This is a genomic window from Petrocella sp. FN5 (assembly GCF_029210395.1).
Classification (GTDB): domain Bacteria; phylum Bacillota; class Clostridia; order Lachnospirales; family Vallitaleaceae; genus Petrocella.
This window is the reverse complement of sequence record NZ_JARGDP010000040.1, coordinates 1-24,356: the sequence shown is the minus strand read 5'-3', so window position 1 is coordinate 24,356 and position 24,356 is coordinate 1. Positions and strand designations below refer to the sequence as shown.

The window sequence follows — 24,356 nt, the reverse complement described above, 5'->3', positions numbered from 1 at the left end:
AGTTTGTTAATTGGAGGGTATTATGCATAAGAATAAAAGTAAATCTAATTTTTTAAATCAATTGCTTGTATCAATTATTATTTTGATAGCGGCTTTTAAGTTTGGCGATGCATTAAGTAGAAAATTACAATCTAAAATGGATAAAAGGAATGAATAGCATGAGTGAAAATTGGTTTGACATGTTTATGAATAAATACAATGAGGAAGTTGAGTCTATGTCTACTGCAAATATAATGATTATTGGCAAGACCGGGGTTGGAAAAAGCACGCTCATTAATAATGTTTTTAGAGAAAAGCTGGTTGAAACCGGAATAGGTAAACCGGTGACGCAACACATTAGCAAAATCACGAAAAAAGGCGTTCCTCTTACCATCTATGACACAAAAGGACTTGAGTTGGATTCGGAAGTACAAGAAGAAATAAAAAAAGAAATCGTTGGACAGATAGATCAAACTTTACTGAGCCAGAATGAAAAAGATTATATTCACGTGGCATGGTACTGTATTAATTCAAGTTCCAATAGAATTGAAGACTTTGAAGTGGAGTGGATTCATGAGTTTTCTAAAAAGCTACCTGTAATTATAGTTATGACCCAGTGTATGGGTCTACAATATAAGGCATTTGAAAGCTATATAAGAAATCTGAATTTGCCGGTTATTAATGTTGTGCCCACACTGGCTGAAGAAATCGTCATCAGTGAAGATATTATAATACCACCATTTGGCCTTACACAACTTGTCGATGTAACCTATAATTGTTTAGATGAAGCAGCTAAAAAAGCCTTTATCAATGCTCAAAAAGTTAATCTTGAGAAGAAGGTAGTGGCTGCAAGATTAGCTGTATTACCCTATGTATCGACGAATTTCGTTACCGGATTCACCCCTATTCCCTTTGCGGATGCAACAATCCTAGTGCCAAGCCAGATTGCTATGATTGCGCATTTGACGGTTATATTTGGTATTAATGTTGAAAAAACGCTCATCACATCAATAATCACTGCAATTGGAGGTGTCGGTGGTGCTACTGCACTTGGTAGAACCATAGTTGCAAATGTTGTCAAGTTTATACCAGGTGTTGGGACTGCTGTTGGCGGCGTGATTAGTGGAACAACAGCTGCAATCTTAACGGCTGCTCTTGGCTATGCTTATATTGAAGTTATGAACAAGATTGCCGTTCGGTTATATGAAGGAAAGAAAATTGATAATAATGAAATTATAACCATGATGAAAAAAGCATATGAAGATCAACTTAAAAAAGGGAAAAATATTATCACTGGTACAAAATCTGAATAATAGCATTGAAGATACAAAATTCTAAAAAAAGTCCTTCTCTTGTTGAGTAGGACTTTTTTGTTAACAGGTTAATATTTTGAGACGAATTCATAACGTATTAAGCCTCGTTATAAAATAGCAGTAAATTCTAGCTTTAATCAATATCTAATAATTATCTAATACTTCTATCACACTAGCAATGCTATAATTGTTTGAATAAAAGATTAATTCAATAAATGTATTCATATAGACCATTTGAGGAGGAACAACCACAGTATGAAAAAGTATAGTTTAGTAATAACAGTATTGCTTATATCCACAATAATATTTACGGGCTGTCAAGGCGAATCGGAAGTAATAGGCGCTGAAGGTGAAACGTATACCCCTGTAAAAGTATCAACAATCGTAACCGGTAATATGAGAGAAGAATCAGTTTTTACCGGTCAGGTTAAACCGGTTAAGGAAATTGATATCATGGGCAAATTCCCCGGTGAAATCAATGCGATATATTTCAGTGTTGGAGAAAGCGTTTCACAAGGCGATATCTTATTTACCTTCAACGAAACCGATATGAGACATACCGTTGAATCCTTAGCAAGTCAGATGAATTCAGCAGAGGCAGCTGTAAATTCAGCAAAATTAAACGTGAATATCACTTCGGGGAGTCAGCAGGAGAGCCAACTCAATCAAGTGAAATCCTCTTTAAACAGTGCCAAACTTACCTATGATAACGCGAAAATTAACTTTGATAATACCCAGACTTTATATACATCCGGCGCAGTCTCAAAAAGCGAGTATGACGGCATGGAGCAAGCCTATCTACAAGCGAAAAATGCCTATGACACGGTTCGACAAAGCTATGATTTATTAACAGGAAAACAATTATATGAGCGTACTGAGCTCGCGAAAAACGGATTGCAGCAAGCCATCGCTTCAAGAGATGCATTGGTTGTCCAATATAACAACGCCAAAGAAACCCTATCCGATCTCAATGTATCAAGTCCTATAAGTGGTATCATTGCTACCAAAAACATTGAGACAGGAGAGATATATAATTCTAGTTTTCCGGCGTATAGCGTTATTGGTATGGATACGATTATAATCCCTATAAATGTTACGGATGATTTGATAAATGTGCTGACGATTGGCGATGTGGTTTATGTTACGATTCAATCCATTTCAGGAGAAGAGTACACTGGAAAAATCACTGAGATAAGCCCTATTCCTAATGACATGGACTTTACTTACCCTGTTAAAGTAGAGGTGAGTAATGCTAACCATCAAATAAAGCCGGGTATGTTTGCTGAGGTACGTATCATTAAAAATCAAGTAAATGATATCATTGTTGTAAACCGTAGTCATCTGGAACGCATAGAAGACACTTGGTATGCATACGTTGTAGAAAATGATATGACCCATGTTCGACCTGTGAAGCTTGGCCTAGATAATGGTAAAGAAGTAGAAATCATGGAAGGTCTTAAGGCCGGAGATTTGTTGATTGTATCGGGTAAAGAATATGTGAGTGATCAAGAAAAAGTAACAATTGTTGAGTAGGGGGAGTAATCGTGAATACAGATAGAAAAGCAATACCTGAATTATCCTTAAAAAAGAATCCCCTTGGGAAATGGGCTGGAATCTTTATCAAACGTTTTCGAATAACCTTTTTGATTATTATTGCACTGGTCATCTGGGGGTCCGGAAACTATATGTCATTACAGCGAGAAGCACAACCTAAGGTTACGATACCCTTTGCCTATGTACAGACGATGTATATTGGCGCATCTCCCGAGGAAGTCGAAACACTTGTAACAGAACCAATTGAAAGAAGATTGGAAGAAATTGAGGGCGTCAAGAACATAACTTCTAGTTCTGGAATAGGTAACTCAATTGTATTTCTAGAATTTGAAACCGGTGAAGACGTAGATGAAAAAGTACGCGAGGCCAAAGAAAAGCTATCAGGTATTAGCGCTTTGTTACCAAGTGATGCTAATACACCGGAAGTCTATGATATGAAGACCGGTCAAAGTCCGGTGCTTATATATGCATTAACCACCAAAGAAGACCTTCTTACATTACAAGACCATGCGAAAAAACTTCAGAAAGAGATGGAACTCAGTTATGGTGTGAAGGAAGTTGTCCTAGCTGGTGATATCGATAGAGAAATACAGATTACCATTGATCCTCAGAAGCTATCAATTTATAGCCTCTCAATGGATGATATTCATCATGCTTTAGCTGCCTCTAACGTGAGTTTTCCTGCAGGTAAAGTAGAATTAAACGAAAAAGAATATAGCCTTAGGACCTCTGGAAAATTTGAATCGATTGAGGACATTGAAAATGTAATCGTCAGATCCAATCCGGATAGTAACATTATCTTAAAAAACATTGCTACAATTGAAGATACTTTTGAAGATAGAAAAGTGTTTATTCATGAGTATAACGGAAATGCAACCACGATTGATGACTTAACAGGTAAAAATACAGTGGTTCTTGCTGTGCTTAGAAAAGACAGTTCAGATGAAGTGCGTATTAAAGAAGAGATTGAGAAAATATTAGAAGAAAAAGAAGAACTGCTTGTCCCTACAGGGTTTGAGCTAACGTTAATTGCGGATAAAGCCGATTATGTGGATCAACAGCTTGGATCCGTTACCAATAATGCAATCTCGGGATTATTCCTTGTCGTCATTGTGCTCTTCTTATTTATCGGATTGAGAGAAGCTCTTATTGTATCCTTTGTCATTCCAATGTCATTACTTGCATCCTTTGGATTCTTAAAACTAACAGGTAATACATTAAATGAGATTACTATGTTTTCTCTCGTGTTGGCCGTGGGTATGTTGGTGGACAACGCTATTGTGGTTATGGAAAACATTGACCGCTTAAGAAAAAAAGGCCTCAGGGCAGATATTGCTTCTTTAGTAGCAACGAACCAAATAGCGCCAGCGATATTGGCATCTACTTTGACAACAGTTGCTGCATTTTTACCCATGTTATTTACCTCAGGCATTATGGGTGATTTTATAAGATCAATACCTATGACCATTATTATTACACTCAGTTGTTCTTTCTTCATGGCGATTACGATTACACCTTCAATCTGTGCAATTCTTCTAAGAGGTGGGCAGAAGGAAATGAGTCAGCGCTCGGCGTTCATCTTAAAAGTGTTGTCCACCGTCGTCATTATCCTATTATCTCTGCTTGCATTTGCTGATTTTGAGCAACCATTGTTTAAATCTTTTACAGCATTATCCTATGTAGGGGCCATTCTCTTTGGTGGGGGCATGGCAATCAAGCAATTTGCGCCGAAAGTATCACATACAGATCATATCATCATTAAAACCTATTCAAAGGGTTTAGAGTATATAATCGCCAAAACACACCGAAAATTAATGCTTATTGGTTCAGTTGGATTATTATTTATCCTATGTGTAAGCATGCCCTTTACCGGCATCTTATCCGTTGAGATGTTCGGCGGCGAGGATATGCCCCAGTTTTCAATATCTATAAAAACACCCAGCGGTTCCACGATCCAGCAAACAAAAGCAATAACAAAGCAAGTTGAAGAAATCATATTAGATATACCAGAAATAGATACCTTCGTAAGCTATATCGGAACAGGTGGTTTGAGTATATTTAGTGATTTAGATACCACTGGCGGTGACAATCCAATCCAGTCATCCATTGAAATCAATCTAGTAGATTATAAAGAAAGAGAAAGAACAAGCAGTCAAATCGTTGGCTCTATACGTCAAGCTGTTCGACTCATTCCCGGCGCAGACATTGATATTAGAGAACTGGAGTCAGGTCCTCCAAGTGGTAGCCCTGTTTATGTTAAGTTAAAGGGTGATAATCTAGAAGACTTAGAAACCACAGCAAGGGATATCAAAAATATATTAGCTTCCATAGAGGGTATCCGGGATCCACAAACCAGCTTTGGAGAAGATTTCCCTGAACTGGAAGTGAAAGTGGATTCAGACAAGGCTGCGGCACTGGGGCTGGATGAGAGATCCATTGCATTATCTTTAAGAAGTTCTATTAACGGTATTGTCGCTACGACTTTTAGAGATAATCAGGATGATATCGATATTGTTATTAGAACAAGCAAACAGAAACTTGAGACAATCTATGATCTAGAAAAGCTAACCTTTTATAATCGAAGTGGTGTTGCAATACCTTTTTCACAGGTAGCAGAAATCATTGAAACAAAAAGCGTTCAATCGATCTCTCATGAAGATGGAAAAAGAATTGTTCATGTAGCGGCCAATATTGATGTGGACAAATGGACTGCCGCAGAAGCCACAGCTGCATTCCAAGAAGCAGCTAAAGAGTATACCTTTATTGAAGGTGTATCCATGAGCTTTGGAGGAGAGATGGAAGCCATGGGCGACTCCTTTGGTGAGATGATGCTTAATATGGTGATGGCTGCTTTATTGGTCTACATCATTTTAGCGGTACAGTTTAACTCCCTATCTCAGCCTTTTATTATCCTATTTACCGTGCCGCTTTCAATTATTGGGGTCATGTTAGGGTTACTGATTACCGGTAATAATTTTGGATTTGTTGCTTTTATCGGGGTTGTTGCCCTGGTGGGTATAGCTGTTAACGATGCCATTGTCTTCTTGGATTATATCAATTATCTTCGTAGTGAAGGTTATGAGATGAATGAAGCCATAGCAGAAACAGGTGTCACAAGATTCATTCCGGTTATGGCAACCACCATAACAACAGCCGGTGGAATCTTACCGATTACACTTTCAGACCCATTTTTTGCACCCATGGGTGTTGCTCTAATATCAGGATTATGTATGGCCACTGTTTTGACCTTAGGTGTAATACCAGCGATGTATTCGTTATTTGAAGGTAAGAAATCCAAGGTGAAAGAAAAGCATGCTGAAAAACAAGCAAATAAGGCATCAGAAAATTATCTTGAAGTAGAGTATGAGATGTAGCGTTTTTATTGTAAAGGGATACTTAGAAATAAAGTATCCCTTTAGTGCGTTTAATGTTTAATATAAGATACGATGTAATAAGTTAGAAAGGTATGATGAAAGTAAAAATAAGCACGTTAACTATTAAAAGTGCCAAACAAAGTATATAATACATAATATAACGTTCTTTTTGTGGATAACGTTTCAGCTGAGCAATAAAAATCATAATAACTTTACAACTTTAATAGAAAAGGAGTGAATGCTATGAAAAACAAACGGATAACTCTAGCACAAAAATCAGGGATAGCTATGTTTACTGTTTTACTGTCTCTAACGTTTTTATCTGGAACACTAATGGGGAATGATTTAAGTGAGCTGATAAAAGTTTATAGAAACACTGTAACGGTAGAAGTGGACAGTATCCCGGTTTCCACAGATAATTTTGTTGTCGATGGTACGACCTATATACCTCTTCGCGCAGTCACAGAGTTGTTTGGAAAAGAAGTGGGGTGGAATGCTTTAACAAAAGTGGCAAGCATTAATGAACCTATCTATCAAGTCGATGTGTTGTCAGAATTATTACCAAGTAGTGTTGGATATGAGTGGAAATACGAAGGATTTGCAGAATATGGTCATAAGGCACAACTGATTTCGATTTTGAGTGAACCAGCAAAACGCATGTATATGATCAGTGGTATGGTAGATGATATGTCCGATGGTGAAAGCACAAAAGATTTTTCCATAGAACTGAGTTACACAATTGAGGGCAATAGCCTTATACAGGCAAAAACAGAAGAAGTCATGATGGACTCTAAGTATAATCAGCTTACCTTGATTCAGACACCACTTGTCATTGGAACATATTGGACTGAGATGGTCCGTGATGAAGACGGCGTCTTGCAGACAATCAACGGCCAAATTACAAAAGTTGAGCTAAAAGATACAGGTGTTAAAGAATACACAGTTCTGCATAAGCAACAAGCTAGTGACTACTACGAACAACGTGTTATACGTGAAAAAGTTGGGGTCGTATCTTTTGAAAAGTTATTTGAACTGGGAGATGAGCCTTTTACAGCGGGTTACTTTTTATCCAATGCTATGAACATAACACAAAATGAAGTGACCTTGTATTTTCCTGATCAGGATGCACAAAAAGTATGGAAAGAAGTAAGGACATTAACAGTTTATGATAATGAGATCGCAAAAGCAGCTGTCTTAGGCTTGATTGAAGGTACAAACAGCACCACCTTGTCCTCATCCATACCTGAAGGAACAAGGCTTCTTAGTATCAATCTGGAGAATGGGCTATGTACTGTTGACTTCTCAAAGGATTTTGTGGACAACCATTCAGGTGGAAGTGCCGGTGAACTTATGACCCTTAGTTCTATTGTAAACACATTGACAGAATTCCCTGAGATTGGTAGGGTGCAGATATTGGTTGAGGGTCAAGTTATTGAGACAATAGGTAATATTTCACTTGATGAACCCTTGTATCGTTTTGAAGATTTGATTGGTAATTAAGTGATGAAAAGATATACCATGTAAACATATAAATCTAAGCACAACCATCCTTTTTGTTCTTCTCAAAGAAAGTCTATGCTATGTTAATGCGTTGAAGCATCGCATTAACTATCAAGGAACGTTCCTTTCGAACCGTTCAGAAATATGAGCATAGCTCATAACGAAGCGAAGCTTCTTTTCTTGAAAAGGATGGTTTGTGCTTTAAGTATAAGAATATTATTCATAGGAAGGCCTAATCGAGTATGCCAAATGTTGTTGAAATATTATAGGGCTTATTTTATATTTAAGTATATGAGTCGAGAATGTAACATTTTGAATCATAAAATGAATCAAGAATAAAATAGAAGTGGAAAAACGAATATGATAACTCTAATCAGTACGGATTTGCTTGCAATTATTGCGCTTTTATTTCTGATGAATCTAGCTAAGCGTAATGTTATTATAAGTGATGAAAAAAATAGAGTGTATAGGTATGCAGTCGTGACAACAATTACCTTATTACTTTTGGAAATTGTGACGATCTATATTGAATACTCAGGCAATAGTAATCTTATGATGCCTCATCGTTTAATTAACGTCTTAGGGTTTTCTTTAAGCCCTGTAGTTCCTTTTTTCTTACTACTACTATTTAGATATGAAAATAATAAATTACATACCTTCTTTTTAACATTACCTTTATATCTTAATGCCGTTATTTGCATTCTAAGTTTTAATACAGGCTTGGTTTTTTTAGTCGATGCACAAAGTCAATATACGCGAGGTAATCTATTTTTATTGCCAACGGTTATTAGCATGTTCTATTATGTACTATTTCTAATTGCTGTAACTAAAAATAGCATGGAATACAAATTAGGTGATAAGAAGGTTATCATTAGTATTTTTTTCTTACCCGTAATAGGCATCATTATTCAGATATTGTTTAGAGATCTTCTACTCATTTGGAGTTGTACATCAATATCTTTATTGTTATTTTATATCTTTTTACTAGAGATACAATTCAGATATGATGTTCAGACCAAAATAAAAAATAGAGCATCTTTTGAAGAGGAGATGCAACAATATACGAATGGCAATAACAATGCAACAATCGTTATCTTTGATATCAATGACTTGAAGATTACCAATGATAGGTATGGGCACAAGTATGGAGATGAGTTGATTTTTGAAGCAGCAAGTATCATAAAAGAAAGCTTTATGGGTATTGGAACGCCCTACAGAATTGGTGGCGATGAGTTTTGTGTTATTTGTAAAGAGGGTTCAAAAAAAATGGTTGACGAAGCCTTAACCAAGTTTGATGTGTTATTAAATAATATTAACGAGAATAGAGAAATAAAGTTAAGACTGGCATATGGATATGCTCTATATAACAAAAATGGCATTAAGAGTATATATTCAATATTTAGTGAAGCGGATAAAGCGATGTATTCGAATAAAACAAAATCAAAAGGTTTATACGGCAGAAGAGAACAGGATAAGTAGTAACCAGTAACCATGATCACCACAAGGCAAATACTATGAGTGACGGAGATAATAATGAAAATTTTAAATAACTTATTTATTTTAGGTGCCGACGCCGGAGTGGTTGAACAAGATACAACGGATAAGGAAGGTAATGCTATTCTAAAAGAGTTGGCTTTTGTATATAACGACAATACCGTAGCAATTAATGACGTGGTTGATGATGAAAAACTTGAAGGAATTCTGGGAACGGCTGATAAAATCAAATCCCATACATACGCAATGGATGATGGTTTAAACATGGATCCACTGATTGGATTTACAGAAAAACAGTATGTTTTTCCCTGGACTTGAAATTCTGAAGCATCTTCTTATGTGAATGGTTATACCATTGCTGTTGATGGTGGATGGTTGGCACGATAGTAGATATTTTATAATAAGTAGCAATTGAAGATTATGAACATAACTAGATAATTAATCACTAAAAAGAGCATTATTAGTCGGGAATGAGGTTAAACCTTTTCAGATTAATAATGCTTTTATAATTTTAAGAGAGTTCAATTATTTGCAACTAGTGCCAACAAAAATGTAACTTAAAATGCAGTTCTAATAATAATGATTAATCCAGTAATATGCCGGATTTGGATACATCCATAATGGTACAACGGCTTCTGTCAAAACAGCAGGGTCTTGTATCTCCTTTTTGCAATTTAGAGCATGCTAACTCAATTCTTCTTTGATGGGTCGAGGGGTTCTTCGTTGAACGAATAAAGCGCAACCAATCCCATTTTGCTTTGGGCGTAATCTCCTTCCAACGGTCTATTAGGCCTGCTTTATGAATGGCTATCATAAAATCCTCAGGCATATCAGGTTCATTCCAGTCATTGACCGGCTCAATATTTAAAGAAATAGTGTCACCAACGGATACTTCCACATCTTTGATAAAGTTTTCATCTAATTTAAACCAATGACTGCCTCTACCGTCCGGTTCTACTGGTGTATGAAAAGCTACCCCATTAAGAATGCCCTTAATCATGACCATGCCTCGGGAAGGGAGCTTTTCACTAGAAGTCAAAGGAATTCTTATGATATAGTAGGATTCAATTATTTCAAGTTTTGAATCAAAAACGATACTCATAAATCCATCTCCTAATCTCAAATAAATCGTGATTGCCACAGTCTATATTGATAATGAATATCAATGATATCATTTATTATACCATAGATACTAAATTAGCTCAAAACGAAACGCAGTCACGCTTCCCTAAAAAATTGTTTTGTTGAACCCCATTGTGTTAAATGTTAGAATTTAAATAAGGTGACTGGAATTCTAGTAAAATATAATAGAAGAATTGTAAGTGTTGGATTACTTGTTATTAGTTCAACTGTTTGAAAAGGAGTAAGAAAAATGAAAGAAAATAATACCCATGAGGAACATACCCACGAGGAACACAATCATGGAACACATAATGACCAACATCAAGATCAACATCAAGACCATCATGCAATGATGGCGGAAGACTTTAAGAGAAGGTTTTTTGCTTCCCTTGTACTCATGGTGCCCATTTTAATTTTATCACCTATGATACAAATGTTTATGGGTGTCGATTGGAGATTCTCAGGTGACATCTATATATTGTTCACTCTTTCTACGATTATAACTATTTATGGTGGTAAACCTTTTTTCCAAGGTGCCAAAGATGAGATCAAAGAAAAAGAACCAGGTATGATGACACTTATTGCCTTTGCAATTACGGTTGCCTATTTATACAGTTCATTTGCTGTTTTTATGTCCATTGGAAATGACTTTTTCTGGGAGCTAGCAACTTTAATTGTCGTCATGCTTTTAGGGCATTGGATAGAAATGAAGTCTGTCATGAGAGCCTCAAGAGCACTGGATGAACTACTTAAACTCATGCCGGAAGAAGCACATGCTATTCAAGAAGACGGTGAAACGAAGGTGGTTTCGGTAAGTCAATTAGAAGAGGGTGACAAAGTTTTAGTGAAGCCAGGGGAGAAAATTCCTATAGATGGCACCGTCTATGATGGTCATTCAGAGGTGGATGAATCCATGATAACAGGTGAATCTGTACCAGTTGAAAAAGAAAAGAATGCAGAAATCATTGGTGGCTCAATAAATGGAGAAGGTATATTAAAGTTCAAAGTAAGTAAAACCGGAGATGATACATTTTTATCTCAAGTTGTGAAACTGGTTAAAGAAGCACAAGCATCAAAATCACAGACCCAAAGATTGGCAGACATTGCTGCAAAATGGTTGTTTTATTTAGCAGTAACAGCAGGTACAACAACTTTTATCGTTTGGATGGCACTGGGGAAGGATATAAGCTTTGCTATAGAAAGAGCCGTAACAGTCATCATAATATCTTGTCCCCATGCTCTAGGATTAGCAACGCCTCTGGTAACAGCAGTATCAACAAGTATTGGTGCAAAAAAAGGTTTACTCATAAGAAATAGAAGAGCCTTTGAGAATGCTAGAAAACTAAGTGCCGTTGTATTTGACAAAACAGGAACATTAACAGAAGGTAAGTTTGGCATTACCGATATAAAAGCCATAGACAGGTCAGAAGATGAATTACTAACCCTAGCTTATTCTGTTGAGTCCAATTCAGAGCATCCCATTGCAAAAGGGATTGTAAACGAAGGGAAGAATAGAAATCTAGATTTGAAAGAAGTTAGTCATTATCAAAACTTGACAGGTAAGGGTTTAGAAGCCGAAATAGATGGTAAAAAAATAATGATTGTAAGTCCTGGTCATATGAAAAGTGAAAAAATAGAATTTGATGAAGATCATTATGAAGAACTGGCACAACAAGGTAAAACCGTTGTCTTCGTACTTGAGAATCATAAACTCATGGGTTATATTGCCTTATCCGACATCGTTAGAACCACAGCTAAGGAAGCGGTAGAAACTTTAAGAACAATGGGAATAGAATCAATCATGCTAACAGGTGATAATGAAAGGGTAGCGGCTTATGTGGGCGAAGCGTTAAAAATTGACACAGTCATATCCGAAGTGCTACCTCAAGAAAAATCAGAAAAAATTGATGAACTTATAAGTCAAGGCAAAAAGGTTGCAATGACAGGCGATGGGGTGAATGATGCACCTTCTCTAGCAAAAGCGGATCTAGGCATTGCAATAGGTGCGGGAACCGATGTAGCTATTGAAACGGCGGATATTATACTCGTAAAGAGCAATCCACTTGATGTGGTTAGTATTATAAAGCTTTCAAAAGCCACCTATAAGAAAATGATACAAAATCTAATTTGGGCCACTGGATATAATATAATAGCACTACCCCTTGCAGCAGGCGTGTTATATAATCAAGGCATACTCATTAGTCCGGCACTGGGTGCGGGGCTTATGTCACTTAGTACAATTATTGTATCCATAAATGCAAGATTCTTAAAAATAGATTAAACCACTTTGGTATGGGATTTATAGGATGATTCTATAGGAATTACATATGAAAAGTGTTAAAATATATGAGGAGTATTTGCGGCTTCAAAATACGTCTTTTTAAAAGCAAAAACATACAAATATTAGACTGAATAACTAACGAGAGGAAATATAAGACTATGAAATTGGGACAATCCATATGTATTTTATTCGTAGCACTATTCATTGCAGTAAGTATCTTGCCTCCAACGCTCGTACAAGCTCAATCCAGTGTGTGGAAAGAAAGCAGAAGCGTCAGTTATACAGGTGGCAGTAAAAACATTTCAGTTCTTTGGGCTGATTTGAAAGATGATAAGATTCGTATTGATTCCGTATTAGCCCATGGGAAGATTGGGGCCACGGATGCCTTGTCTTCCATTGTTCAATCGGCGAGTAACACGGACGGAGCCGCCATTGGCGGCATTAATGGTTCTTTTTTTAACGCCTATGCAGATATGCAACCTTCAGGCACCCTTATGGTAGATGGAGAAGTGTTGCATATGGCAAATACAGGTTCGGTACTGGCTATTTCAGGTGACAATAGGGTTAGCGTTGACCCTCTATTTATCAAGATTGTCGGCGGAACCAATGGCCAATGGGAATGGCCATATAACTGGTATTCCTGGAATATCAACCACTATTATACCGATCCTGCGGCTACCATGATTTTCACGCCGGAGTATGCAGGACCTAGACCAAGCCATGATTTTACCTCAATTGAGGTGGACAAAGGTGTGGTCACAAAGAAAAGTACTGGAAGCTTTCACATACCTACGGATGGTTTTTTGGTACTTACCAAAGACGTGAAGGTTAGTCAGGTGTTTGAGCTTGGGAAAACAGCCGAGTATCGCATGGAATACTACGCTAATGATTTTACTACAGCAAATCATACCGGTGTTAGCCTTGACTATGATCATATCCGAACTGTAGTTGGTGCAGGACCAACTTTGGTCAAGAATGGCAAGCTAAAAGCAGACGCCGGTGCTGAAGGTTTTACTGAAGGTAAGATTACAAGTTCTGCAGCAACGAGAAGTTTGATTGGTGTAACAGCAGACAACAAACTAGGCATGGCTGTTGTTTCAGGCGTTACAGTTAAACAGTTAGGCGAGATTGCACAATCATTAGGGATGGTTGAAGCCATGAATCTGGATGGCGGCGGATCGAGTGGTTTATACTATAACGGAAGCTATATTGCCACGCCGGGAAGACTTTTGTCCAATGCAGTTGTTATTAAAATACTGAATGAATCTCCTATGACGATTTTATTAAATAATAAGCCTTTGTTTTTTGATACTGAACCCTATCTCAACAAGACATATAATCGTACCCTTGTGCCTCTTAGAGGGATTACAGAAGCACTTGGCGCTTCTGTAGGCTGGAATGGAGCCACTTCTTCTATTACCATAGAAAGACTTGATACAAAACTAGAGCTAAAAGTGGGAAGTGCCTCTATTTTGGTGAATGGAAAAAGTGAAACAATGGATGTACCCGTTCTACTAAAAGACAGCAGAACCTATGTCCCCCTTCGCTTTATTACACAGTATTTTGGTGGCGATGTTAAGTGGATTCAAGAATCAAAGACAGTAGAACTAACAATTGGTGATGCTACTCGCTTAATAGAGCAAGGAAAGATATATGAAGCGTCAAATCAATATGATGAAGCCAAGCAAAGTTATTTGACTGTATTGGAGATGGATGCAAGAAATATTTTTGCGGCAAAAAGATTGGCTGTCATATATGCAAGTTTGTCACCGGATAAATTAAAAGCGATTGAATACTACGAGAAAGTTTATGAATTAGACCCCAAGGATGCAGCAAATGTATCCTCATTAGCTTGGGCGTATTATGGTAATATGCAATTAGAAGAAGCTATAGATATGTTTTTGATTTACCATGAAATGGTTCCAAGTTCTGGTGTTGGCTATTACGGAGCAGCGGTTTGCTATTCCCATTACCAGAAAAACGAGGTTAAATCTGCAGTGAAATATTATAAATTGGCTTTAGAAAAAGCATTAACGCCTGCACAAATTGATTTTGCCGTTAAATATATTCAGGAACACGAATAAGAATAAGAAGAAAACAAAAATAGAGTATATGCAATGATCATAAGGAATCGTAGTACTTGTACCGACCCCCAAAAGTTAGACCTAAAAATCTAGTCATTGGAGGTCGGTTTTTTATTCTGATTCGGGTATTTAATGAAAGAGAATAAAAACTGAAACTTCTGAAAATATTTATTTGTAAATGCAACACATTAACTAATGTATGTCTATATAATAAAGTGTATAATAAATAGACCATTATTTGTTATAATATCATACATCGGAAACTGAATATCTGCCTTCTACAGATAATTAACCGGTAATTGCCAGTAATTTTCAGTCATTAATGGTATAATGAATATATATGATTTTATTGATGTTTTTTAATTCTCTAGGAAAGTCTATGTTATGTTAATGCGTAGTAGCGTAGCATCTTTGTTCTAACTTGAAAATGATAGTTATGATAAGACTATGAGGGCTAAGTTTAATTAGGAAGGTAGTGTTTAAATGGTATTAAATATTATAGGAACAATAAGTAGTTTTTTAATGAATAGATCGGTTGGTTTTAATATGGCATTGGTTGCAATTCTTCTTATAGGTGTAATGATTTTTCTTTATATCAGGTACATCCATATAAGAAAGAGGGCTATTTTGCCCATTGAACCTATTGGGATGGATGACATACTTGGACCGGTTGAGTGGGAACAGCAAATGTTGGATCTGGCGAAGAATCACCAAAATGTCAAGTTGATGCGCTATAATTTTGTTCTTGGGGATTATAATCAAATTGCATATAAAAAATTAAACCAAATACGTAGCAGTATTTCTGAAATATCTTCTGATTTAATCGCCTTAATTCCTGCAGCGCGTTGGTTATTTGACAACTACCAAATGTTATACAGAGAAATAAAAAAGGTCAGAACGCGAGGCACAAATTATGAGATCCTACCGATACTTAGATCAAAAGAGTATCATGGCTATCCGAGGATCTATGTTGTGGCGAAAAAAATGGTGGCCATTTCCGGTGGGCATTTAAACGAAGAAAATATTTCCATCATGCTTCAAGCTTATCAGAAAGAGATACACTTACTGGATAAAGAGTTGTGGGTACTACCGGAGATGATTGGGTTTTGCTTATTAGAAAGTATTATAGAAGTAGCAGAAGAAGTTGTGCGTATCGTTAAGATAAAGGCCAAAGCAGAAAAATTTGTTAAGGAAAAGCTTGGGGTACAACCTGGTGTTATTGATATTGCTTCCTTTCTTAGTGAAGTTGATGCGGACTGCAGAAAAAACTTCTCTTTTCATGCCCATGTCATATACCAGTTAAAGAACATGTCATTTGAGGAAGAATCCATTCAGCGTTATGTGGCCCATCACTACAAATCCAAATCAGCTAATAAGCGAATTAAGCCCTCCAAGGTATTTCTTGAAGAAAGTAAATTAGAATCCTACTTGGAGTCTGATATTCGTGCGCTTATTGTGAGTCTCAAAGGCATTAGCGAAGTCGATGAAGAAAAGTTTTTTGAGGCTTTCTCACGCCTTGAAAGTATCCTAATAAATGATCCTGATGGTGTATACGAAAAAATGGATTCCGCAAGTAAGGGTATGTACAGAGGGATTATTGTAAAACTATCTCTTAAACATCATATTGAAGAAGGCGTAATAGCAGAATATGCTCTAGAACTGGCCAAAGCAGGTAGAGATGACCTTAATTGTCCCCATCATGTGGGCACCTATCTTATAGGGAAGGGATACCCCCTCCTTAAAGCAAAAGTATTAAATAAAAAAGCACCTGAAAATCTAGAAAAGAAACAGAATATAAAAGGCATCAGTTATTTTATAACCGGCTTCTTGCTTGTTGTTTCTGTCTCTGTTTTTGTAATCTTTATGATGAAGCGTTTTGGATTTGTTGAGGATATCAGTCTATATGTCATCGTCTTGGTCGTTGGTTTACCGATGTTGACAGGAATTGCTTTGGAATTAACCAATCATATTTATACTAGGCGGATGAATGTAACAAAGATTCCTTCTCTAAATTATCTAGAAGAAATTCCGGATCACTCTAGAACATTTTTAGTCATGCCTGTACTTGTTTCATCAAAAGCTCAATGTATCGAGTATCTTGAAAGGCTAGAAAAGCATTATTTAGCTAATCGACAAGATAATCTCTACTTTGGACTTTTAGCCGATTTTGAGGATGCACCTGAAAAAATCATGCCAAAAGACGAGATTCTTGAAAAAGCGCTTATAAAAAAAATCAACGCACTAAATGCGCTTTACCCATCTACCCATCAACGATTTTCTCTTTTTATAAGAGAAAGGCAATGGAACAAGTCGGAAAATTGCCATATGGGTTGGGAAAGAAAAAGAGGGAAGCTGGAGGAATTTAATAATCTCTTAAGTGGCATAAAGAAGGAAGATACGAGCTTTACGACATTATTATGCGAGGAAGCCTTATTAGAAACTTTCAAATATGTCATCACTTTAGATGCGGACTCTAATCTGATTAGGGATAATGCGTCAAAACTCGTGGGTCTTATTGACCATCCCCTCAATCAGCCGGTTATAGATCCGGTTAGTAAGAGGGTGAAAGAAGGGTATGCCATCATACAGCCTTCGATTGGTAATCACATAGTTGATAAAAAAAGCAGTCGCTTTCCTGAAGTGTTTGGAGGCCAAACAGGGCTAGCCAACTATTCATCTATTCAATCTGATATATATCAAGATGTGTTTAACGAAGGCGTCTATACAGGTAAAGGCATTTATCACGTGGAGGCCTTTCACTTAATCTTAAACAAAATAATACCGGACAATAGTGTGCTCAGTCATGACCTCTTAGAAAGTTGTTATGTCAAAACGGCTTTCTCAAGCTCGGTAAAAATCATGGATACATTTCCAAGCAGTGTGCTTTCATTTGTAAAAAGAGAGCACAGGTGGATTCGAGGCGATTGGCAACTGTTACCTTGGTTGTTTAAAAGAAAGCCGAAAAGTGGCATTAGCTTAAACGTGATATCCAAATGGAAAATATTGGATAATTTAAGACGTAGCATAGTCCCTGTATCCAAAACACTTTTTATTATCATAAATTTAGCTGTTATGCCCAAGGTTTTTTACTTGTGGCTACCCTTAGTTTTCTTTTCTGACATACTTAATATTGCGTCTCTACTATACGCAATAATTTCACAAAAAATCAATAGACCTCAGTTTACCATTGTTTATAAGGGTTTATTTAAAGAGATCATGTTAATGTTTGAAAGAGCACTTATGGAGCTTGTAATTACACCATACAGGGCTCAGATAGCTACAGATGCAATTATGAGAACAGTCTTTAGAGTGCTCATCAGTCAAGAAAAAATGCTGAGGTGGAATACATCAGAAAATGAAGATGCTTCAGTTATAAATACATTAAGAGGTTATTTCTTTAATATGTTTAGTGCGATTATTGCGGCTATGGTTTTAGTGGGACTATTAATAGTGCAGACAGTTCATCCGGTAGCTATAGCCATCTACGGTGCCTTAGCACTTGCTTGGGGTATGTCATTTTGGATGGCCTATCGTATGAGCCAACCAAGAGAAGGCCAACTGATAAGAGTCGCGTTAGAAGACAGAGAACTTCTTCTAGAGACAGCTCGAAGAACCTGGCTTTTTTTCAAAGATCATGCAACAAAGGACAATAACTATTTATGTCCGGATAATTATCAGTACGCACCTAAAGAAAAGCTATCTAACAAAACCTCTCCAACAAATATTGGTCTTCAACTGCTAGCCACGCTATCTGCAAGAGACTTTGGCTTTGAGACTTTAAGCACCATGATTGCCCATGAAGAAAGATTATTAGAGACGATCGGCACTCTGCCGAAGTGGAAAGGTCATCTTTATAACTGGTATAACACAAGCACCCTTGAAATATTACACCCGGATTATATATCTACGGTAGATAGTGGAAACTTTTTTGGGCACCTTATAGCCCTAAAAAACGGTATTCTAGAACAACTAGATACACCTATTTTTACGACACATCTAATCTCGGAGCTTAGACACACATTAAAAACGAGTCAAACAAATATGTTATTAAAAGATGATTACGGTACAATAGGAGCGTTTTCAAAGGATCTTTCGAACATAAGAGCGCTTATAAAAAGCAATGAACAGAAATTGGATGAGCCTTCTCATAGAATAGAAGAACTGCTAAGTAGTTTAGATAGAATCATAAACGAGGCAGAAATATTTAACCTGGAAAGTGTGTCCTTCTCAGATTGTCCTACCTTAGGACAGCTGGCACTAGAAGATAATGACGCTGCAAATGATATGGTTAACAGAGTTGAAGCGATTAAACATACAATAGATACGATGCTTAAAGAAGCTGAGTTTAGATTTTTATACAATGAAAAACGATTATTATTTCATATCGGTTATCATGTATCATCTCAAACAAAAGATGCCGGTTGTTACGACTTGATGGCTTCAGAATCATCACTAACGAGTTTTATAGCCATAGCCAGGGGCGAGGTGCCCTTAAAACATTGGAGCAAGTTGGGCCGCCCTTTTACCATGATCGATGGTTTACCTTGTTTCGTATCTTGGAGCGGCACGATGTTTGAATACCTTATGCCAAACCTAGTCATGAAAGAGTATGATGGCTCAGTATATGCAGAAACATCTAAAGCTGCAGTACTACAGCATATTAATTATGCTAAGCATATGTCCATACCTTGGGGCATATCTGAGTCTCAGTATTATCGATTTGACTTAGACGCCAACTATCAATACAAAGCATTTGGTATACCTAAGTTACGTCTTCAACCGGCTCTCAAAGAGCCTTTAGTAGTAGCGCCATATGCTACATTTCTTGCTCTAGAGTATGCAAGTGAGGAAGCCATGTCGAATCTTAGGAGAATGTCAGATTTGGGTGCGTTTAGTACCTATGGCTATTATGAAGCTATAGACTTTAATGGTCCGGATCCGGAGCTTGAGACACCCTATTGTATCGTTCGATCATTTATGGCCCATCATCAAGGTATGAATCTTGTAGCAATTAATAATTTTTTGAACAACGGCATCATGCGTACGAGATTCCATGCAGAAGCTATGGTAAAAGCCACTGAGGTATTGCTTGAGGAAAAACGACAATCCCATTTTATATCTATAGCGAAGAGAGGCTACACGATAAAAATCAGAAAAATGGAATTGGAAGAAGATGTACTTAGCAATCGCTATGTTAACAGTGTTGCACCTGAAATAGCCGTAGTCAGGTATTTTAGCAATAACAACTATTCTCTTATGATCACTTCGGATGGAGATGGCTTTAGCAGTTATAATGATATGATGCTATATAGATGGCGCTCAGATCTTTATGCCAATACAGGTAATTACATTTATATCAAAGATATGAATAAAAATTCAGTATGGAGTACAACGTATAATCCTACAAAAAAAGAACCTGAAGATTATGAAGCCATTTTTCACCCCCATAAAGCTGAATTTAAAAGAACAGATGGCGATATAATTTCCCATACTGAAGTGAGTCTTTCTTCAAATTATAATCTAGAGATTCGAAAAGTGACTTTGACCAACAATGGGAAAGACCTAAAACAACTTGAATTAACAAGTTATATGGAAGTCGTTGGCGATCGTTTTCTTGCGGAACTGAGTCACCCTGCCTTTAATAAGCTTTTTATTGAAAGCGAGTATATCGAAGAACATGGTATTTTCTTATCTAGACGACGAAGTAATAATGAGGGCAATAATCCATACTTAATGCATATGGTAAAAACCGATGTAAATCTATCAAAGAATGTGGCATATGAGAATGACCGACTAAAATTCATAGGTAGAAACAATACATTAATGAACCCTGTTACCGTTGTAGATAGTATATTACTTTCTAATAGCACAGGATTTTGCAATGATCCCATTATGAGTCTACGTGTAAATATTGCCTTGGCAGAAGGAGAATCAACAAGTGTTTCTTTTATCACGGGTGTGAGTAAAAGCAAAGAAGAGGCTATCGCGATAAGCGATGAATTAAGTATTGATTATAGAATAGATGATATGTTTGAAAAATTCAGACTTCAAAGTGCAATCGAACTCAAATACTTAGATATTTCTAGAAAACAATTAAATGCATTCCAAGATTTAATTAGCCCTTTATTTTATCCTTCAGGTTATTACAGAGGACCTGCAGAAAATATTAGACGGAATTGGAAAAACCAAAGCTTCTTGTGGAAATTTGGCGTATCAGGTGATAATCCAATTATGTTGTTAACGGTAAAATCGATTGAAGCTGCAAGTGTCGTACGAGATGTATTAAAGGCTTATGAATATTTAAGAATCAATCAGGTCAAAGTTGACTTAATTATACTCAGTGAGGCAAAGCATGGTTACATACAAGAGCTACATGATTTGTTAAATGATATGACATCCTCACTTAGAATCTATGATGAAAGTAGAGACAGACCCAGTCTTTTCATACTACACTCGAATCAAGTCATCCCAGCCGAGCTGGATTTACTGTTCACAGTTGCAAGAGTTGTCTTTAATGAAAAAACAGGTATTTACTTTAGAAATATTAAAGAGACATTAAAAGAGATTATTGAAGAAGTTGTAGAAATATAAAAAGACAGAAGGAGGCGAAGAAACTTGAATCTTGACAATGAATATGAATTTTTTAATGGTTTTGGTGGGTTTGTAAAAGATGGAAGTGAATATGAGATACTTCTTGAAGGTAAAAACAAGCCGCCAGCGCCTTGGATTAATGTAATTGCAAACAAAAACTTCGGATTTCATATATCAGAGTCTGGTGCCGGATTCACTTGGGCAACCAATAGTAGGGAGAATAAGATAACACCCTGGTCGAATGATCCTGTCAGTGACATAGCATCAGAAGCCATATACATAAAAGATGAAATAAGCGGAAAGGTAATGACACCCACCTCTTTAGGTAAAACAGATAGGGGAACCTATTTGGTTCGACACGGCTTTGGTTACTCAAAGTTTTATCATGAGGAGGAAAGCATTGAACAGGAACTAACAGTGTTCACACCACTAGATGAACCTATTAAGATTTGGGAATTAAAACTTACAAATCATTCTGATAGAGAAAGGTTTATGGGTCTTACCTATTACGTAGAGTGGGTTCTTGGAACTGAAAGAGAGCAAACCAATCCCTATATCTTAACAGAATATAACAATGAGCATGAATACTTGAGTGCAAAAAGTATTTATAACTATCATTTTCGCAAGCACAATGCCTTTATGTTTACAAGTGAGATGATTATAGGGTATACAGGTGATCGTCATGAATTTTTAGGTCGAAAAGGTTCGATATTGAATCCGGAAGGTCTCGACATCAAATTATCCAATAATACCGGTGTATCTTACGACGCCTGTGGGGCTATTCAAGTATCCATTTCAATGAAGCCAAATGAGCGTAAAACCATCATTTTTGGGCTAGGACAAAGTGTTCATCTTGAAGAAATAAGCAAACTAAGATATAAGTATAAAGATTTAAGAAAAGTTACAAAGGAACTAAAAAGAGTAAACAATTACTGGGAAGAGATGCTTGGAACGATTCAAGTTAAGACAAATGACCGGGCGATTGACATTATGGTCAACGGTTGGCTATTATATCAAACAATATCTTGCAGGATTAATGCAAGAGCTGCCTTCTACCAGTGTGGTGGTGCTTATGGATTTAGAGATCAACTTCAAGATGCACTTTCTCTTTTGATTACGGATCCAATAGCACTAAAAAATCAAATCCTAATTGCTTGTAGTCGGCAGTTTGAGGAGGGTGATGTTCAACATTGGTGGCATATGCCCATGGGCGTAGGTGTTCGTACGAAAATAACGGATGATTTATTATGGTTACCCTACACAACCTCGGCTTATATTCGTAGCACGGGTGATTATACAATCTTAAAAGAGAAAGTGCATTACATCAAAGGTCCCTTACTCGAAGAAGGTCAGCATGAAGCCATGGTTACAGCTGAAAAATCTGAGATTTCCTCTAGTGTTTATGAACACTGTAAGCTTACAATTCTTCATACAGAGTTTGGCAAGCATGGACTTCCCTTAATGGGCGGCGGTGATTGGAATGATGGTATGAACATGGTAGGCATAGAAGGAACAGGAGAAAGTGTTTGGTTAGCTTGGTTTCTATATACTGTATTAGGTGATTTTATACCGCTTTGTCATTATAAAAGGGATTTTGAAAGTGCAGAACAATTTGAGGAAATGAGAAAGACACTGCTTTCAAATATCGAGGCCCATTCATGGGATGGCGATTGGTACCTTAGAGCTTTTTATGATGATTATAGCAAGTTAGGTTCAAAAGAAAATGTGGAATGCCGCATTGACTCCATCAGTCAATCCTGGAGTGTTATATCAAAAGGTGCACAGAAAGACAGATCTGAAGTTGCAATGCAATCAGCAGTACGATATCTGGTCAGAGAAGAAGACGGTATTTCCCTACTACTAGCACCACCGTTTGATAAAACAGACAAAAACCCGGGGTATATCAAAAATTACTATCCGGGGATTAGGGAAAATGGAGGTCAGTATACCCATGCAGCGGTGTGGCTGGCCATTGCCAGTACGATGATCTGTGATTATAGTCTAGCGGACACACTTTTTACCATGCTTAACCCGATCCATATCACTTCGAGTAAGAGAGAGTCACTTAAGTATGAAAAAGAACCTTACGTTATGATTGCTGACATTTCTCTAAGCCCGCCTTATACAGGTAGGGGTGGATGGAGTTGGTACACGGGTTCAGCAGGTTGGATGTATCAAGGGTTGGTACACTGGTTTTTGGGCATCAGAAAAGAAGCGGATGAGCTTATTATTGATCCGACAACGCCTACAAGTTTTGGAGATTTTACGGTTACATATAAGTATAAAACTGCGGTTTATGAGATAAGAGTTGAGAGTCGGAGTGAAGGGGTTATGGTAGCTGAAGGACTCCTACTTGACGGAGTGAAGATTGAAGGTAATAGGATCAAATTAATGGACGATGGAAGAATTCATGTGGTGATTGTCTAACCAGGGGGATAACCGGGGGTATAGTTCTAGCGGTTGAAATCCAACCATATAGTTTTTACTTTTTAACCTTTATTAGGTTGATGATTTAGTTTTTATGCACTATAATTATTTTCAAGGATGTTTGCAAAGGGATTCTGGATATAGAAAGAGAAACTAGGTTTGGAGGATATTTAATGGGTAACCCAAGTATGGCAAAACAACCATTGCCTGATTTTGTCAAGGAAGATGAATTTATGTCATCATATCCTTGTAATAAGATGACAATATATAAAACTAAAAAACCAATATATCTATTGAAAGGTGATTACAAGCACCTAAACTATGAATTTATTATTACGGATTCTTTAGTGGATGGTTTTATGATTGAGGGTAGTACAATATATGCTGAACCCAATATGATTTTTGCTATTAATTCTAACCAGATTCATGGGACAAAGCATTTGTCCAAAGTTTCATTCTTAAGTATTCAGTTTGAAAAAGAATTTTTATGTGACTTGGCTTTTAGAATATATGGTGTAAATGAAGTGATTTTTTCTAACAAGCCAATTCCAATAGACACTGAATTCACTGGGTTTGTAAATGCCTTTATCGAAGAGCATGAGCAAAAGAAAGAAGGTTATTTCTATATCTTAAATAA

General features: G+C 36.9%; 13 protein-coding genes. 12 read left to right on the top strand and 1 reads right to left on the bottom strand.

The genetic code is table 11. From position 1 onward, the window contains the following. Positions 1 to 22: 22 nt before the first annotated feature. From P0N36_RS10285 to P0N36_RS10255, 7 genes are all read left to right on the top strand, one after another. On the top strand, positions 23 to 157 hold the full coding sequence (locus P0N36_RS10285; RefSeq protein WP_275842763.1) for a hypothetical protein: 135 nt from the start codon (positions 23 to 25) through the stop codon (positions 155 to 157). Position 158: 1 nt separating this feature from the next. Then, positions 159 to 1,292, top strand: coding sequence for a YcjF family protein (locus tag P0N36_RS10280; RefSeq protein WP_275842762.1), 1,134 nt, complete (start codon positions 159 to 161; stop codon positions 1,290 to 1,292). A 255-nt stretch (positions 1,293 to 1,547) separates the two neighbouring features. After that, the gene (locus P0N36_RS10275) at positions 1,548 to 2,825 is read left to right on the top strand and encodes an efflux RND transporter periplasmic adaptor subunit (RefSeq protein ID WP_275842761.1); all 1,278 of its coding nucleotides are present in this window, start codon (positions 1,548 to 1,550) and stop codon (positions 2,823 to 2,825) included. An 11-nt stretch (positions 2,826 to 2,836) separates the two neighbouring features. Further along, positions 2,837 to 6,220 (top strand): efflux RND transporter permease subunit, encoded by a 3,384-nt coding sequence (locus tag P0N36_RS10270; protein ID WP_275842760.1) that lies wholly within the window; start codon positions 2,837 to 2,839, stop codon positions 6,218 to 6,220. 243 nt (positions 6,221 to 6,463) lie between these two features. After that, positions 6,464 to 7,720, top strand: coding sequence for a GerMN domain-containing protein (locus P0N36_RS10265; protein ID WP_275842759.1), 1,257 nt, complete (start codon positions 6,464 to 6,466; stop codon positions 7,718 to 7,720). A gap of 360 nt (positions 7,721 to 8,080) precedes the next feature. Further along, entirely contained in the window at positions 8,081 to 9,199 is a 1,119-nt protein-coding gene (locus P0N36_RS10260) for a GGDEF domain-containing protein (protein ID WP_275842758.1), read from the top strand. Between the two features lie 54 nt (positions 9,200 to 9,253). After that, positions 9,254 to 9,532 carry a hypothetical protein gene (locus tag P0N36_RS10255; RefSeq protein ID WP_275842757.1) on the top strand — a complete coding sequence of 93 codons (279 nt, stop codon included), beginning with the start codon at positions 9,254 to 9,256 and terminating at the stop codon, positions 9,530 to 9,532. 265 nt (positions 9,533 to 9,797) lie between these two features. Here P0N36_RS10255 and P0N36_RS10250 read toward each other — a convergent pair whose 3' ends face one another. Beyond that, a complete protein-coding gene (locus tag P0N36_RS10250; protein WP_275842756.1) occupies positions 9,798 to 10,316 on the bottom strand; it encodes a DUF1905 domain-containing protein in 519 nt (172 codons plus the stop codon). A 270-nt stretch (positions 10,317 to 10,586) separates the two neighbouring features. On the opposite strand from P0N36_RS10250, the gene P0N36_RS10245 reads away from it, so the two are divergent. The 5 genes from P0N36_RS10245 to P0N36_RS10225 form a co-directional block, all read left to right on the top strand. Further along, complete coding sequence (locus P0N36_RS10245) at positions 10,587 to 12,617, top strand: copper-translocating P-type ATPase (protein ID WP_275842755.1); 2,031 nt, start codon at positions 10,587 to 10,589, stop codon at positions 12,615 to 12,617. A gap of 158 nt (positions 12,618 to 12,775) precedes the next feature. After that, positions 12,776 to 14,701, top strand: coding sequence for a stalk domain-containing protein (locus tag P0N36_RS10240; protein WP_275842754.1), 1,926 nt, complete (start codon positions 12,776 to 12,778; stop codon positions 14,699 to 14,701). A 522-nt stretch (positions 14,702 to 15,223) separates the two neighbouring features. Beyond that, entirely contained in the window at positions 15,224 to 21,292 is a 6,069-nt protein-coding gene (locus P0N36_RS10235; protein ID WP_275842753.1) for a glucoamylase family protein, read from the top strand. 24 nt (positions 21,293 to 21,316) lie between these two features. Next, on the top strand, positions 21,317 to 23,719 hold the full coding sequence (locus P0N36_RS10230) for a GH36-type glycosyl hydrolase domain-containing protein (protein WP_275842752.1): 2,403 nt from the start codon (positions 21,317 to 21,319) through the stop codon (positions 23,717 to 23,719). Positions 23,720 to 23,892: 173 nt separating this feature from the next. Continuing rightward, a partial coding sequence (locus tag P0N36_RS10225) for a hypothetical protein (protein ID WP_275842751.1) occupies positions 23,893 to 24,356 on the top strand: 464 nt, incomplete at its 3' end.